Raw genomic sequence first — 16119 nt, forward strand, 5'->3', positions numbered from 1 at the left:
CGTAACTTTTATAGGCTGTTTATTTAGCTTTTTTTGTAAAAAAAGAATAGTGTCATAACGATTTTAGGATGGTTCATTTATTCTATTCTGTCATAATTGAGAACAAGTAAAAATTAATTGCTTACGAACTTTTAGGAGGATAAAGTCTATGAAAAAAATTATTTTAGGAGCAACAGTTGTGCTTTGTTCACTAGTTTTAGTAGGATGCAGAAAAAATTTGGAGAAAAAAGATCATCATGAAACGTCATCCTCTCAAGTGGAGAAAAGTAGTCGTTCTTTAGAATCAAGTAAGAAGCAAGGAGATGAAAAAACGTCGAAATCAACTACAAAAAAGAACAAGGGATAAATAAGTAACGGACGATTCATTCAATTGTTTATAATGTTTGAAGGAAATGTTAAAACAACTATTTTGATAAATCGTTCTGTATCAAGCTGTTTATGTGATGATCTTATAAGTGAAAACAGGAAAAATTGAGACAAAAGCCAGCATTCACCAAAAGTTTTGTTTTACTTTTGATGAATGCTGGCTGATTTAGTAGGAAGCTGTTTTGATTTCATGTAGCAAAGCGAACAGTCGAATTTTAGCCGCCTAAAGCGTCATAAGAATCACTAAAATGATGGATCAGCAAAAGAAGATAGGACTTGCTTCAAGTGGAGGCCCATATACTTATTTTTTAGATAGTAAATGGACATTACTCTGGTCGGCAGTTTTTTATGATTGATTGCAGTAATATTTAACGCATTAAAGTGGCGTTCTAAGTACTGCAGTCTTTTTAATCAATGGCATCACAAAAGGTAATTGGAGTGAGGCCTTAATGTTTGCAATTGCAACAGCGGTTGGTCTTACACCGGAAATGTTGCCAATGATTGTTACGACCAATTTAGTTAAAGGCGCTAGAGACATGGCAAAAGAAGGCACGATCATGAAAAATATCAATGCTATTCAAAACTTTGGCGCCATGGATATTTTATGTACAGATAAAACGGGTACACTAACACAAGATAAAGTGATTTTAGAATATCATTACAATACTTCATGTCAAGAAGATCGAGAAGTCTTACATTCAGCATTTTTAAATAGCTACTTTTAAACAGGCCTGCGCAATCTAATTGATAAAGCAATTATTGAAGCAACGTCAAAAGAGTTATCTATTGATGAAGAAGACTACTTTAAAATTGATGAAATTCCATTTGATTTTAATCGTAGAAGAATGAGTGTGGTGGTAAAAAATAGAAGATCCAATCAAAGTTTTTTGATTACCAAAGGAGCAGTGGAAGAAATGCTGAAAGCTTGTTCTCATATCAACCAACATGGTGAGATTGTTCCAATCACGCCCCAAATAAAGAAGCAAGTATTAAAAACAGTAAACGAATTAAATGAAGATGGATTGCGTGTATTAGCGATTGCCGATAAAAAGGTCAATAATCAATTAGATGACTATTCAGTTGAAGATGAAAAAGAATTGATCTTACAAGGGTATTTAGCATTTTTAGACCCTCCTAAAGAAACGGCAGCAGCTATTAAAGTGCTAGAAAATAATGGTGTTTCTGTGAAAATCTTAACAGGTGATAATAAGTTAGTTACCCGTTCAGTCTGTAAAGAGGTTGGTCTTGGTTCAGAAAAAATGATCAATGGTTCAGCTCTTGCAAAGCTATCTGAAACGGAGTTAGAAGAAACGGTGAATGAATACAACATTTTCACAAAAGTAACACCTGATCAAAAAACAAAAATAGTGAAAGCTTTGAAAAAAAATGAACAAACAGTTGGTTTTATGGGGGATGGAAACAACGATGCAAGAGCGATGAAGGTGTCAGATATTGGAATCTCTGTCGATACAGCAGTTGATATTGCAAAAGAATCTGCAGATGTTATTTTATTGCAGAAAGACTTGATGGTTTTAGAGAAAGGAATAATTTCCGGTCGCAGAGTTTTTAGCAATACAATGAAGTATGTCAAAATGACTGTAAGTTCAAATTTCGGTAATGTATTTTCAGTTATTCCAGCAAGTATCTTTTTACTATTTTTACCTGTTGCACCGATTCAATCACTCTTTTTGAATTTGATTTATGATACACATCTTGTATGTCTGTTCCTTGGGATAATGTAGGTGCAGGGTATGTAGAAAAACCAAAAAAATGGGAAGCTAAATCGATTGGTTCATTCATGAGATGGTTTGGACCAACGAGTTCGATTTTTGATATTGTGACCTATTTATTTATGTACTTTATTATTTGTCCAGCAATTTTGGGCGGAGGCTTTTTCTCATTAACAACGGATGAACAATTACTATTTATAGCTATTTTCCATGCCGGTTGGTTTATTGAATCATTATGGTCATAAATTTTGGTGCTCCATATCTTAAGAACACCGAAAATTCCATTTCTTCAAAGTAAGGCGTCTGGCATTTTAACGTTAGTTACGTCAATTGGGATTTTGGTTGGGACTGTTTTACCTTTCACGCGTCTTGGAGCAAGTATTGGATTTGCACCATTACCTGGAAATTACTTCTTTTATTTGATTCCAACGATCATTGCCTATTTACTTTTAGTAACAGTGATAAAAAAAATTTATATGAGAAAATATCAAGAGTTGCTATAAAAAAAAGCACGGCAGCGTTATGATATGTAATGGTATTTTGACCTTTATGGAGGAGGCAAGGTATCATTTTTAATTTGTATCCAATAATAGTAATAGTTGAGTAAGAGAATAAGAATTTATTGAATCAAATTAGAACATTTTATGATGGGATATGTTAAGATAAGAAACGTCTTCTATAAATAATCTGTAAGATAGAAGGCTTTTAAATTGGAGGAATAGGAAATTGAAAAACGATAATACAAAAATTTCAGCTTACATACATATCCCGTTTTGTGAACATATCTGTTTTTATTGCGACTTTAATAAAGTGTTTTTAGAGGGGCAACCAGTCGATGAATATATTCAAAGTCTTTTGAAAGAGATTCGCTTGACCAAAGAGCAATATCCGAGTAAAACGACCGAAACAATTTACATAGGTGGTGGAACCCCAACTTCTTTATCGGCAAAACAACTGGATGTATTGTTAAAAGGTGTCCGTGAGTTACTACCAATTGATGCTAAAAATGAATTTACAATAGAAGCAAATCCAGGTGATTTAACGCAAGAAAAGCTACAAGTGATGAAAGAATATGGTGTAAATCGCTTATCAATGGGGGTTCAAACATTCGATAATCAATTGTTGAAGAAAATTGGACGCAAACATACAGCAGAAGATGTTTATGAAACAATGAAATTTTTAGAAAGAGAAGATTTCCTAAATGTCAGTATCGATTTGATTTATGCGTTGCCTGGTCAAACACTAGAAGGATTTAGAGATACCTTGAAACGAGCGATCGAGCTTGATTTACCACATTACTCGTTATACTCTTTGATTTTGGAGAATAAGACGATGTTTATGAACTGGGTGCGTCAAGGACGTTTACAGTTGCCAGATCAAGATGTGGAAGCGCAAATGTTTGAAGAGACGATTACTGCAATGGAGAAAGCAGGACGGCATCAATATGAGGTGAGTAATTTTGCTTTAAAGGGACAAGAAAGTCAGCATAACTTAGTTTACTGGAACAATGATCATTATTATGGATTTGGTGCTGGAGCTAGTGGCTATTTAGGTCACACTCGATATAAAAATCATGGACCGATCCAGCATTATTTAAAACCGTTACGTAAAAATCAATTACCAACTTTGGAAACTGAAGTGTTGACCTTGAATAATCAAATGGAAGAAGAATTATTCTTAGGACTACGAAAAAAAATGGGCGTTTCAAAGACAAGATTCCAGGAGAAGTTTGGGTTGACCTTGAATCAGGTCTACCAAGAAACGATTCTTGATTTAATTCAAAAAGGATTGCTACTAGAGGATAAAGAGTATATCCAATTAACTGAACAAGGACTTTTTGTAGGAAATGACGTGTTTGAAGCTTTTCTAATCGATAAGGAAAAGTGATCATAACGGGAACGAAAGTAGAGATGTATAAGCTCTATTTTCGTTCTTTTTTATTGATTTAGCACTCGATGATAAAGAGTGCTAAAAAAGAATGTTTTTCTCTTGACAATTTTAGCAGAACTTGCTATATTAATAATTGTATTAGCACTTGAATAACATGAGTGCTAATGAAGGGTGGTAACTATGATAACAGAAAGACAAAAGAATATTTTGCGACTTATCATCCAAGAATACACCAACACAGGAACACCTGTAGGATCAAAGAAGCTGATGGAAGAAGGAATCAAGTCAAGCTCCGCAACAATCCGTAACGATATGAAGGCTCTGGAAGAGCATGGGTTGCTGTTAAAAACTCATTCATCTTCAGGGAGAATTCCATCAATGGATGGTTATCGCTATTATGTGGATCATTTACTAAATCCAACGGAAGTTCAGCATGATGAATTGGAAACCATTCGTCACTCCTTTGGAAAAGAGTTTCACGAGATCAATGATATCATTGAACAATCTGCGGAGATCCTTTCCAATTTGACGAGCTATACGGCGTTTTCTTTAGGTCCTGAGGTAAAAGAACGAAGACTAACAGGTTTTCGGATCGTTCCTTTAAATGACCGACAAATCATAGCGGTCATTGTGACAGATAAAGGAAATGTCGAAAGCCAAGTATTCGCAATTCCAGCGTCTGTTTCCAGCCAAGATCTAGAAAAAATGACGCAAATCATCAATGACAAGTTGGTGGGGCAACCATTATTAACGATTTATCATCGCCTGCGAACTGAGATTCCGATGATTTTACATCGTTATTTTCAAACACCTGACGGTATGATGAGTTTATTCGATGCTATGTTAGGTCATGCATTTGAAGAAAAAGTCTTCGTCAGCGGTCGTATGAATGTGTTAGATTTTGGTATAAAACAAGATATGGATCAATTGAAATCCGTTTATTCATTTATGCAAAATACAGATGCTATCACGCATTTATTAACGAATGAAGACGAAAATAACTCGTCGATCGCTATTCGAATCGGCTCAGAAATCGGCAATGACTTGTTAGCGAATATGAGTATGATCACCGCTACTTATGAAGTAGCAGGTCACGGTAAAGGAACGATCGCATTGCTAGGTCCAACAAGCATGCCATATTCTAAAATGTTTGGTTTAGTGGATGTATTCCGCGATGAACTAGCTTCAAAACTTGGAGCCTATTATCGTTTTCTTGACGAATAGACACTAAGTGAAAATATAGAATTCTACCAATTCTACGGAAATGAGAAGGGAAGTTGCCAGAGTGAGTAATAAAGAAGAAACAAATGAAGAAATTCAAGAAGAACATACGGAAGCAATTGATGATTCTGGAGTTTCTGAAACAGAAGCTGAGATGACAGAATTAGAAACGGCTCAAGCTGACTTATCAGAAATGGAAGACAAGTTTTTAAGAGCACGTGCTGAGATTGCCAATATGAGCAATCGTTTCAAAAACGAGCGTGAATTGCTCGTTCGTTATCGATCACAAGATTTAGGTAAAAAATTATTGCCCTCGCTTGATAATCTAGAGCGTGCGATGGCAATCGAAGTCGATGATGAGCAAGGCGCAAGCTTGAAAAAAGGCATTTCAATGGTTCTTGAAAGCTTACAAGCTGCTTTGAAAGAAGAAGGAATCGAAGAAATCCCAACGATGGGTGAAGTCTTTGACCCTAATTTACATCAAGCAGTTCAAACGATTCCAGCAAGTGATGAAACACCTGCGGACACAATCGTTGAAGTCTTACAAAAAGGCTATAAGTTACATGATCGTGTTTTACGAGCAAGCATGGTTATCGTTGCTCAATAGCAACATAAAACAATGCTTGTATACTATAAATTAAAAAATTAAATTGAAGATAGGAGATCATTAATTATGAGTAAAATTATTGGTATTGACTTAGGAACAACAAACTCTGCAGTTGCAGTATTAGAAGGCGGAGAAGCAAAAATCATTGCAAATCCAGAAGGAAACCGTACAACTCCTTCAGTAGTGTCATTTAAAAATGGCGAAATTCAAGTCGGTGAAGTGGCAAAACGTCAAGCAGTGACAAACCCACACACGATTTCTTCAATTAAACGTCATATGGGTGAAGCAGGCTTCAAAGTAGAAGTAGATGGAAAATCATATACACCACAAGAAATTTCTGCAATGATCTTACAATATCTAAAAGGTTTCGCAGAAGAATATTTAGGTGAAAAAGTGGATAAAGCTGTTATTACAGTTCCAGCTTACTTCAACGATGCACAACGTCAAGCAACAAAAGACGCTGGTAAAATCGCTGGTTTAGAAGTTGAACGTATCGTTAACGAACCAACAGCTGCAGCTTTAGCGTATGGTTTAGATAAAACAGATAAAGATGAAAAAGTATTAGTATTTGACCTTGGTGGTGGTACATTTGACGTATCGATCCTTGAATTAGGCGATGGCGTATTCGACGTATTATCAACTGCTGGTGACAATGAACTAGGTGGAGATGACTTTGATAACAAAATCATCGACTACATGGTAGCAGAATTCAAAAAAGAAAACGGTGTTGATTTATCTAAAGATAAAATGGCTGTACAACGTTTGAAAGATGCTGCTGAAAAAGCGAAAAAAGATTTATCAGGTGTTACTTCAACACAAATCAGCTTACCATTTATCACGGCAGGAGACGCTGGTCCATTACACTTAGAAATGAACTTAACTCGTGCGAAATTTGACGAATTAACAAGTGACTTAGTAGAACGTACGAAAACACCTGTACGTCAAGCCTTGAAAGATGCTGGTTTGAACCCATCTGAAATCGATGAAGTAATCTTGGTTGGTGGATCTACACGTATTCCAGCTGTTGTAGAAGCTGTACGTAAAGAAACGAACAAAGAACCAAATAAATCAGTTAACCCAGATGAAGTCGTTGCAATGGGTGCTGCAATTCAAGGTGGCGTTATCACTGGTGATGTGAAAGATGTCGTGTTATTAGACGTAACACCATTATCATTAGGTATCGAAACAATGGGTGGCGTATTTACTAAATTGATCGATCGTAATACAACGATCCCAACAAGTAAATCACAAGTATTCTCAACTGCCGCTGATAACCAACCAGCCGTAGATATTCACGTATTACAAGGTGAACGTCCAATGTCAGCAGATAACAAAACATTAGGTCGTTTCCAATTAACAGATATTCCAGCTGCTCCTCGTGGTGTACCACAAATCGAAGTAAGTTTTGATATCGATAAAAATGGTATCGTAAATGTGCGTGCGAAAGATTTAGGTACTCAAAAAGAACAAACAATCACAATCAAATCTTCATCAGGTTTATCAGATGATGAAATCGAACGTATGGTGAAAGATGCTGAATCTAATGCTGAAGCAGATAAAGCACGTAAAGAAGAAGTTGACTTACGTAACGATGTGGATGCTTTGTTATTCACTGTTGATAAAACATTGAAAGAATTAGAAGGCAAAGTAGATGCTGATGAAGTGAAAAAAGCAGAAGATGCTCGTGATGAATTAAAATCAGCTGTTGAAGCGAATGACATCGAACAAATGAAAGAAAAACGTGATTCATTAAACGAAATCGTTCAAAGCTTAACAGTAAAACTTTATGAACAAGCAGCGCAACAACAAGCGCAAGAAAACCCTGAAGCTGCACAAGGTGGAGCAGATGATGTTGTAGATGCTGACTTTGAAGAAGTAGAAGGCGACGATAAATAATCGTTAACAAGCTGGCAAAGACCAAAGTCATCGCTTTGGTCTTTGCCTATCTTTATTTGTAGAGAATCTTACCTATAAATGTAGTGAAGCTATTTTGCTTTTGCTGGATTTGTGGTATGATTACAACGATGTTTTTTACAAATAAATTGGCGTCGATCCTATTTTAGAATAAATGGAATAATAGTTGGAGGGGAACTAATGGCTACGAAAAGAGATTATTATGAAGTACTTGGCCTTGCCAAAGGTGCTTCAGATGATGAAATAAAAAAAGCTTACCGTAAGCTTTCCAAACAATATCACCCAGATATCAACAAAGAAGCAGATGCAGAAGACAAATTCAAAGAAGTTTCGGAAGCCTATGAAGTGTTGAGCGATCCTCAGAAAAAGGCGGCTTATGATCAATATGGTCATGCGGGCACTGATCCAAATTATGGTGGAGGCGCTGGTGGTTTCGGCGGCTTTGGCGGAGGAGGATTCTCTAGCAGCGGTTTTGGTGGGTTTGAAGATATTTTTGATTCATTCTTTGGTGGCGGTTCTCGTAGTGTCGATCCGACAGCACCAAGACAAGGGGCTGACTTACAATATACAGTCAACTTGAAGTTTGAAGAAGCGATTTTTGGTGTTGAAAAAGAAATCAAATATAATCGTGAAGATAATTGTGAAACTTGTGGTGGTAATGGAGCGAAACCTGGTACGCATCCTGAAACGTGTCATAAATGTCACGGATCTGGTTCAATCAATGTGGAACGTCAAACACCACTTGGCCGTGTGATGAGTCGTCAAACCTGTGATGTTTGTCGTGGAACAGGAAAAGAAATCAAAGAACCATGCCCAACTTGTCATGGCACTGGTCATGAGAAAAAAGCGCATAAAGTCAAAGTAAATGTACCAGCTGGTGTGGAAGATGGACAACAAATGCGTTTAGCAAATCAAGGAGAAGCCGGCATGAACGGTGGACCGTATGGTGATTTGTATGTTGTCTTTAGTGTTGAGGACAGTAATATTTTTGACCGTGAAGGTTCAGAAATCTATTATGATTTACCATTAAGCTTTGTTCAAGCAGCTCTTGGAGATGAGGTCAAAGTACCAACAGTTCATGGGGATGTAAAATTAAAAATCCCAGCTGGAACCCAAACTGAAACAAACTTCCGTTTAAGAGGTAAAGGTGCACCACGCTTGCGTGGTGGTGCTAATGGCGATCAACATGTAAAAGTCAAAATCATTACACCGAAAAACTTGAATGACGAACAAAAAGAAGCGTTGCGTACCTTTGCAAAAGCTGGCGGTCAAACCGTAAGTGAACAGCAAGAAGAAGGCTTCTTTGATAAAATGAAGGACGCTTTTGGCGGTAAGAAAAAGAAATAATATAAAAAGCATCTCAAACTGGTCGGCGTTTCATCCAGTTCGAGGTGCTTTTTTATTGATATATCGCTAACATATCTGTAAGACGTCGTTTTAACTCAGTTCTCACGTGTTTTGGTTGTATACACTCGCATTGATAGCCAAAACCTAAAAGAAGATTATAGCCAAACTCATCTTCCATAAAAGGAAAGTCAACGATCACCTTTTCAGGATCATCCGTATGGGAAAATGTAAGTTGTCCAAATTTATCGCGCAACTGTTCCTTGATTTTGTGGGTTACTTTCAATGTGATTGTTGTGAATTCTTTACCATAGAATGGCTCTTTTCCTAGTGGTTTAGCTTTAAATTCTCGAGGATCAAAATGTGATGCTGATAATGTTAATTCACTCATTCTAGAGATTTTAAACGTTCTAAAATCAGCTTTTTCTAAGCAATATGCTTGTAAATACCAGCTGATTTCCTTTAGAACGAGACGATAAGGTTCCACTGTTCTTTGTGTTTTTCTTCCTTGATTGTCCTCATAATCAAAAGAAAGTACACGTTGTTGATCCATTCCAGCTTTTACTACCTCTAAAAAAGGTTGTAAGGTATGGTTATTGGTCCATGGTGTTAAATCAATGACGATTTGGTTGGTTTTAAATTCAATTTCTTCAAGAAATTGGCTAGGAACTAAGGTTTTTATTTTTTCGAAGGTTTGGTTTATTTGAATAGGTGAGATATTGTTGGATAAACTTTCTAAAGCAATCAGCAAAAACGTGATATCCGCCGACGTGAAAAATTGTTTATCTATTTTATAATTTTCCATAATTTGGATTCCACCGTTTACTCCAGGGAAAGAAGTCACTGGGATGCCAGCTTCACTTAGGGAATTAATGTCGCGATAAATTGTTCGAACGGAGACTTCTAACCTTTCAGCTAATTGCGAAGCACTGACTTGTTTTCTTTCTAGCAATATCATGATGATTGCTAGTAATCGTTCTGTTTTCATTTGGCACCTCTTTTTGATCAAGATCTGTTTATTTTATTATAACTAAAAATGCATTAGATTTGGTGGAAAGTAGTAAAAATAGTTAAAACATTATTGAATTTGATTTTGGGTACACTAGATTAGAAAGATTATCGGTTCGTAGCGATCGGTTGAGAGTTGGTATATTGACTTTAGTTATATATATTTATATAATTGCAACAATGGTGTTGCGTGAAGCTGAGCATGATTATGTCAATGATGAAAAAGCAATGAATAGTATGAGAAGTGAGTTGAACATTGATTCCAATCAAGTTCCTCGATTTTTACAGCGCGCTTTTTGTCGCTACATTTTTTTGTAAAGAGAGCTGTTCGCTAAATCTGGCGTAATACGTTTTGTTATAATCGTTAATCCAAACAGCACACTTTCTAAAAGTGACGGCTTTTTTTTGTTGCTGTAACTAATTTTTATTTATAAAAGCAGAGAAAGGAGACTAGGGATGAATCAGTATTTTTTTAAATCAAGTCATCCATTGGTTTCGTCTAGTTATTATCTATTGATGCTATTGATCATAATGAGCACGACTAATCCAATCATTATTAGTAGTTGCTTTCTGGCAAGCTTGAGTTTACGTCTATTCCAATTATTAAATAAGAAAAAGAAAGGCTTGTTTCATCCGTTGGTACTCGTGTTTCTGCTTACAGTAACAAATCCTTTGTTTGTACATCGAGGCGGAACGATTCTTTTTTTCTTTTTGAATAAACCAATCACCAAAGAAGCATTTACCTATGGATTTTTTATGGGATTGATGATTGCTTCAGTAATTTATCTCTTTCAGGCTTTCCAAGCAACCGTTGATTCAGAGCAATTTTTTTATCTTTTTGGCAAGCGGCTACCAAAAGTAACCATGATTTTGACTATGATTTTTCGTTTTATACCTTTGTTTAAACAATATTATCAGGAACTGAATCAGGTCCAAAAAACAGTACAACGTACACAACAGCGGAATTTTAAAGAGAAGGTAGCTTATGGGTTTGATTTGTTCGGCAATCTTTTTTCTTGGGCTCTGGAAAATGGAATGGATACAGCCGATTCAATGAAGGCAAGAGGCTATGGTGTAACGACAAGAAGCAGTCGACTCACCTATCGATGGCGTAAGCTAGATACAATAGCAATAATTTTCTTGATTGGCTGTAGCGGTGTGTTTTTATTGGCTTTGAGTAAAGGGGACTATCACTATAACTTCTATCCTTATAGTGAGTCATTCTTTGTATTCTGGCGTATTCAAGGCTTACAGTATCTACTGATTATAGTAGTCGCATTTATACCTGTGCTTAAGAGAATCAAGGAGGAGATCGTTTGGGCTATCTTGAAATTAAAAATGTAACGTTTCAATACGCCGGCGGGCATAAACCTGTTTTACAGGATCTGTCATTATTGCTTGATAAAGGAGCTTTTATCCTGATCTGTGGTGCATCTGGTAGTGGTAAATCAACGTTGTTAAAACTATTAAAACCGCAAATAACGCCTGCGGGGATTCAATCAGGCGAATTATTTTTTAATAATGAAAAATTATCCGCATTACCTGAGTTATTTTCTACCAGTAAAATCGGATACGTGATGCAACATCCCGAAAATCAAATCGTAACGGATAGTGTTTGGCATGAGCTAGCTTTCGGATTAGAAAACTTGGGAATTCCCCCATTTGAAATCAAAAGTCGGATTGCCGAAATGGTCAGTTTCCTAGGCATCCAAGACTTGATGGAGTACAAAATAAGTGATTTATCCGGCGGGCAAAAACAATTGCTAAATTTGGCAGCGGTGTTGGTGATGCGTCCAGAAATTTTACTATTAGATGAACCGATAACTCAGTTAGATCCAATTGCTGCACAAAATTTTGTCGAAATTTTAGTCCGCTTAAATCGGGAAATGGGCCTCACAATTCTTTTAGCTGAGCACAGTTTAGAAAGTGTTTTTCCATTTGCTGATCAAGTGATTGTCTTAGAGGAAGGACGTTTACTTTTGACTGATACACCTGCTCGAATTTCAACCAAAATCAAAACACAAAAATTCGAGTCCAAACGTTTTCTATTAAGCTTGCCAAGTGCAGTACGTATTTACCACGAGGCTGGTTTTCAAGGGCCGTGTCCAATCACAGTCATCGAAGGCAAAAAACTTTTAGCAACCTATTTTCCAGATCAGTTTTCTATTAACGTTATTAAACAAGTCCCTTCATCAAAAAGCTGTCAAAATGCGGTTAAAAATAGTATTCAATTGAAAAATGGCTGGTTTCGCTATGAGAAAAACGGCAAGGATATTTTAGCAGGAGTTGATCTAACTATAGCAGAAGGGGAAATTTTCTCTTTAGTTGGTGGAAATGGAACTGGAAAAACTACCCTTTTAAAAGTGATCGCAGGTCTTCAATCTTGCTATCGAGGGAAATTACAGTTGTTCGCTCAACCCGCCAAAAAAAATCAGCATCTGGTTGGTTATTTACCGCAAGAGCCACAAATGATGTTTATCAAAGACTCTGTTTTAGAAGATTATCAAAGTTATTTGTTTAGTAAGGGAATAGCAGGGCAAGAGCAAACGAAACGTATTGAAAGGATCACTTCATTGCTAGCGATCAAAGAAAGCGTCCTTCAGCATCCTTTTGATTTAAGTGGTGGACAGTGTCAGCGAGCTGCGCTAGGCAAGTTACTGTTGACGGATCCTAAAATCTTATTACTAGATGAACCTACCAAAGGCATCGATAATTATGGCAAAAATCAACTGATTGAGTTATTGAAGAAATTGGCAAAGCAAGGAAAAACAATTTTAGTAGTCACTCATGATCTGGATTTTGCTGCAGAATTGTCGGATCGTTGTGGTCTTTTTTTCAAAAATAACTTATTAACAACAGCAGAACCAACCTTATTTTTTAGTAATCATACTTTTTATACAACAGCTGCCAGTAGAATTTCCCGTGATACATTTTCTCGTTTAGTGACAACCCAGCAAGTCATCGAAGCATGTCTGGAAAAGGGTGTAAGAAGCATATGAAGCAAATTGGGTTCAAACGAGCTATAATTGTGATGCTAGTGCTGCTATTCTTAGTTGGATTAACGTTTATCCTATTTGAAGTCGGGCAGTATCAAGTGATTTCAATGCTGTTGGTTATCGGAGCCTGTCTCCCAATTTATTACAGATATGAAAAAAGACAGCTGAATATCAAAGAAGTAGTGTTGATTGCGATTTTAACAACAACTGCTGTTTTGGGACGCTTTCTATTCTACATGATTCCGGCAATTACACCGATGACTGCGATCATCATTATTTCTGGGATTTGTATGGGAGCTGAAATAGGTTTTCTTGTTGGTTCATTATCAGCCGTGACATCCAATATGTTATTCGGGCAAGGACCATGGACACCTTTCCAGATGTTTTCTTGGGGACTGATCGGTTTGATTGCAGGTTTGCCTTGGATTCAGAGCTTCATCGGCAAAAGTTATTGTTTTTTGGTGATTTACGGAATTTTAGCTGGGCTTTTCTTTTCATTTTTTATGGATGTATGGACAGTCCTTTCGATTGACCGCTATTTTTCATGGCAAAGATATTTGGCGTTACTAGTGACAGCTTTACCTTATACAGTTTCTTATTGCGTTTCAAATGCATTTTTCTCGTGTTTGTTATTGCGATCAATTCAAAACAAGCTTCAACGTATTTTAATTAAATACGATATAAAATAGAAAAACAAAGGTGGAAATAAAATGAAAAAATTTGTAAGAGCCATACTATTGATGGGTGCTATCTTTTTACTGGGTGCCTGTGGTCAAAAAGCGGAGCAGAAAGAAACGAAGAAGGATGATGCTGACAAGTTAAGTGTCACGATCATATTAAAAGAAGATGACAAAGAATTTGATAAAAAAGAGTTGAAGGTCAAAAAAGATGAATCTTTACAAACAGTGATGGAAGTCAACTATAAAGTAGACATGGATAAAGATTTTGTCAGTGGTATAGATGGACATCAGCAAGATGCGTCAGCTAGTAAATATTGGTTATATGATGTAAATGGCAAACAACCAGATGTAGGTGCAGTGGAATATTTTCTTAAAGATGGCGATATCGTAACGTGGAAATTGAATAAACTATAAGCAGGTGGAAGAAGATCCACTAAAAAATAAAAGAAGCTATTTAAACCCTGACAATCAGTTGTCAGGGTTTGTTTGTTAGAATGAACTTGTCAGTCAGACAATCAAAAATAAAGGAGCAGAATATTTATGGAAACTGTAGCGGCATTTAAAGAAATAATGGCAGAACAAACAGAAATCGCCTTAGCAACAAGCGTTGAGGAAGTACCAAATGTGAGGATTGTTAGCTTCTTTTATGATAAAAGCAAAAAATGCTTATTTTTCTCCACGTTTAAAGGCAATGAAAAAATTACCGAGTTTCAAAAGAATCCCAACGTAGCCTTTACTACAATCCCAACGAAAAATACGAACCATGTCCGGGTCCATTACGCTAAAGTCCAAAAGAGTGAGAGGAGTGTATATGATGTAGCAGAGCAATGGATTCAAAAGATTCCTAGCTATGAAGAAAATATCAAGAATGCAGGTCAAATGTTAGAATTATACGAAATTCACTTTACAGAAGCCATCGTGATTTTAGGCATGTCTAGTAGAGAAACCATCCAGCTGTAAGGCTGAAAAGGAGGATTGTATGAATTATTGGATCGGAGTTGCTTCTAAAGATCATGTGACACTTGGCGTAGCAGGTGGTTTTTGCCAATTATGTCATGGCAAATCAGCCCCACTAAATAAAATGCAAGCAGGTGACTGGTTGATTTACTATGCGCCAAAGCAGAGTTTAAAGACGAAAGAACCTTGTCAAGAATTCATTGCACTAGGTCAGATTTTACCAGGTGAGACCTATGCATTTGAAATGGCTCCAGGTTTTATCCCTAATAGAAAAAATGTTGACTTCTTGAAAGATATCCAGCCAGTTTCATTACAAGCAGTTGCTGATTTTCCATTATGGCAAGAGTACCGATCTCGCTTGAGATTTGGTCATTTTCAAATTCCGGAAGAGCTATTTGATTTTATCATCTCTGGCATGAAAACAGGTGTATAAATAAAAAACAGGACAGACATGAAAAAAATGCTGCTGTCCTGTTTTTTTCATACCCACTTTTAAACATGCGTTAATACCCCCCTTGCACAATAAACAGGCTAAAAACTAGTCTAATGTTTAAAATAGTACTAAATTAATACAACTATCGCCTCTTTTTTGATTAATAGTGTCAATCCTATCTTATTTTCTGAGTTATAATAAAAGAAAATAGTGTTGAAAAGGAGTAGGAAAGATGAAAGACTATATCTATGCAATCAGTGATATTCATGGAGAGTATGAATTGTTTGAAGAATTGATCCAATACTATGATCCAGCAATGCACCAGTTGGTATTGATCGGTGACTTAAATGATCGTGGACCAAAGACAAAAGAGAGCTTTTTACTAGGGAAAAAATTAGTGGAGCAGCACAACGCAATCTATCTTAGAGGGAATCATGAAGAGTATTTTCTCCAGTTTTTAACTAAACCAGAAGATTGGTTTACTAGCTATGTTCGTAATGGCGGGAAAGAAACGATGGAAAGTTTGCTACACAAAGGGGCGACAGCAGAATATTCTCCTACTGAGATTGCGATGATGATTCGCAGTCGCTATAAGGAATTAATCGATTTTTTAATGGAGCGTCCGTTATATTTTGAGTGGAATGACTATATTTTTGTCCATGCTGGTGTCGACTTAACAAAAAAAGATTGGCATGAAACAAGCACGCATGACTTTATCTGGATCAGAGAAGCCTTTCACACTGGAAAAAATAATACAGGAAAAACGATTGTCTTTGGTCATACGATCACTCCAATGTTGCATGGTGACATGGAAACAACTGATTTATGGTGTTCAGATCATAAAATTGGTATTGATGGTGGAGCTGTTTTCGGCGGTTCGGTTCATGGTGTGATTTTTGATGCCAATGGGATCGTGCAAGATATTGAATATCAAAATCTAAAAGGACCTTGGCAACCTGATTTTTAGCAACAA

At 36.5% G+C, this 16119-nt stretch carries 15 protein-coding genes and 1 pseudogene; 15 read left to right on the top strand and 1 reads right to left on the bottom strand.

Going from position 1 to position 16119, the window contains the following annotated elements:
- Positions 1-148: 148 nt before the first annotated feature.
- From A5866_RS01190 to dnaJ, 7 genes and pseudogenes are all read left to right on the top strand, one after another.
- A complete protein-coding gene (locus tag A5866_RS01190; RefSeq protein WP_086281537.1) occupies positions 149-346 on the top strand; it encodes a hypothetical protein in 198 nt (65 codons plus the stop codon).
- Between the two features lie 406 nt (positions 347-752).
- Positions 753-2599, top strand: a pseudogene (mgtA, locus tag A5866_RS01195) (magnesium-translocating P-type ATPase); the annotation flags it as partial.
- A 223-nt stretch (positions 2600-2822) separates the two neighbouring features.
- Positions 2823-3983 carry a radical SAM family heme chaperone HemW gene (hemW, locus tag A5866_RS01200; RefSeq protein WP_086444606.1) on the top strand — a complete coding sequence of 387 codons (1161 nt, stop codon included), beginning with the start codon at positions 2823-2825 and terminating at the stop codon, positions 3981-3983.
- A gap of 183 nt (positions 3984-4166) precedes the next feature.
- On the top strand, positions 4167-5210 hold the full coding sequence (gene hrcA / locus A5866_RS01205; protein WP_086444605.1) for a heat-inducible transcriptional repressor HrcA: 1044 nt from the start codon (positions 4167-4169) through the stop codon (positions 5208-5210).
- A gap of 40 nt (positions 5211-5250) precedes the next feature.
- Positions 5251-5814, top strand: coding sequence for a nucleotide exchange factor GrpE (gene grpE, locus A5866_RS01210; RefSeq protein WP_176332565.1), 564 nt, complete (start codon positions 5251-5253; stop codon positions 5812-5814).
- Positions 5815-5880: 66 nt separating this feature from the next.
- Positions 5881-7710 carry a molecular chaperone DnaK gene (gene dnaK, locus A5866_RS01215; RefSeq protein WP_086281515.1) on the top strand — a complete coding sequence of 610 codons (1830 nt, stop codon included), beginning with the start codon at positions 5881-5883 and terminating at the stop codon, positions 7708-7710.
- Positions 7711-7908: 198 nt separating this feature from the next.
- Complete coding sequence (dnaJ, locus tag A5866_RS01220) at positions 7909-9075, top strand: molecular chaperone DnaJ (protein WP_086281512.1); 1167 nt, start codon at positions 7909-7911, stop codon at positions 9073-9075.
- 52 nt (positions 9076-9127) lie between these two features.
- Here the strand turns inward: dnaJ and A5866_RS01225 are convergent, their stop codons facing one another.
- Positions 9128-10060, bottom strand: a complete 933-nt coding sequence (locus tag A5866_RS01225) for a helix-turn-helix transcriptional regulator (protein ID WP_086281510.1) — start codon at positions 10058-10060, stop codon at positions 9128-9130.
- 164 nt (positions 10061-10224) lie between these two features.
- On the opposite strand from A5866_RS01225, the gene A5866_RS01230 reads away from it, so the two are divergent.
- The 8 genes from A5866_RS01230 to A5866_RS01265 all read left to right on the top strand — a co-directional run bounded on the left by A5866_RS01230 (position 10225) and on the right by A5866_RS01265 (position 16113).
- Positions 10225-10398, top strand: a complete 174-nt coding sequence (locus A5866_RS01230) for a hypothetical protein (RefSeq protein ID WP_176271481.1) — start codon at positions 10225-10227, stop codon at positions 10396-10398.
- A 138-nt stretch (positions 10399-10536) separates the two neighbouring features.
- Positions 10537-11424: an energy-coupling factor transporter transmembrane component T gene (locus A5866_RS01235; protein ID WP_086444603.1), complete on the top strand. Its 888-nt coding sequence runs from the start codon at positions 10537-10539 to the stop codon at positions 11422-11424.
- A complete protein-coding gene (locus A5866_RS01240) occupies positions 11397-13079 on the top strand; it encodes an ABC transporter ATP-binding protein (RefSeq protein WP_086444602.1) in 1683 nt (560 codons plus the stop codon). Before A5866_RS01235 ends, A5866_RS01240 begins: the two co-directional genes overlap by 28 nt.
- Positions 13076-13765 (top strand): ECF transporter S component, encoded by a 690-nt coding sequence (locus tag A5866_RS01245; protein ID WP_086281503.1) that lies wholly within the window; start codon positions 13076-13078, stop codon positions 13763-13765. Before A5866_RS01240 ends, A5866_RS01245 begins: the two co-directional genes overlap by 4 nt.
- A gap of 21 nt (positions 13766-13786) precedes the next feature.
- Positions 13787-14170: a DUF4430 domain-containing protein gene (locus A5866_RS01250; RefSeq protein WP_086281500.1), complete on the top strand. Its 384-nt coding sequence runs from the start codon at positions 13787-13789 to the stop codon at positions 14168-14170.
- Positions 14171-14296: 126 nt separating this feature from the next.
- Positions 14297-14716, top strand: a complete 420-nt coding sequence (locus A5866_RS01255) for a pyridoxamine 5'-phosphate oxidase family protein (RefSeq protein ID WP_086281498.1) — start codon at positions 14297-14299, stop codon at positions 14714-14716.
- A 19-nt stretch (positions 14717-14735) separates the two neighbouring features.
- Positions 14736-15146, top strand: coding sequence for an EVE domain-containing protein (locus A5866_RS01260; protein ID WP_086281496.1), 411 nt, complete (start codon positions 14736-14738; stop codon positions 15144-15146).
- A 232-nt stretch (positions 15147-15378) separates the two neighbouring features.
- Positions 15379-16113 (top strand): metallophosphoesterase, encoded by a 735-nt coding sequence (locus A5866_RS01265; protein ID WP_086281494.1) that lies wholly within the window; start codon positions 15379-15381, stop codon positions 16111-16113.
- Positions 16114-16119 lie beyond the last annotated feature (6 nt).

The sequence above is a fragment of the Enterococcus sp. 12C11_DIV0727 genome, assembly GCF_002148425.2.
In the GTDB taxonomy this organism is placed as follows: domain Bacteria; phylum Bacillota; class Bacilli; order Lactobacillales; family Enterococcaceae; genus Enterococcus_L; species Enterococcus_L lemimoniae.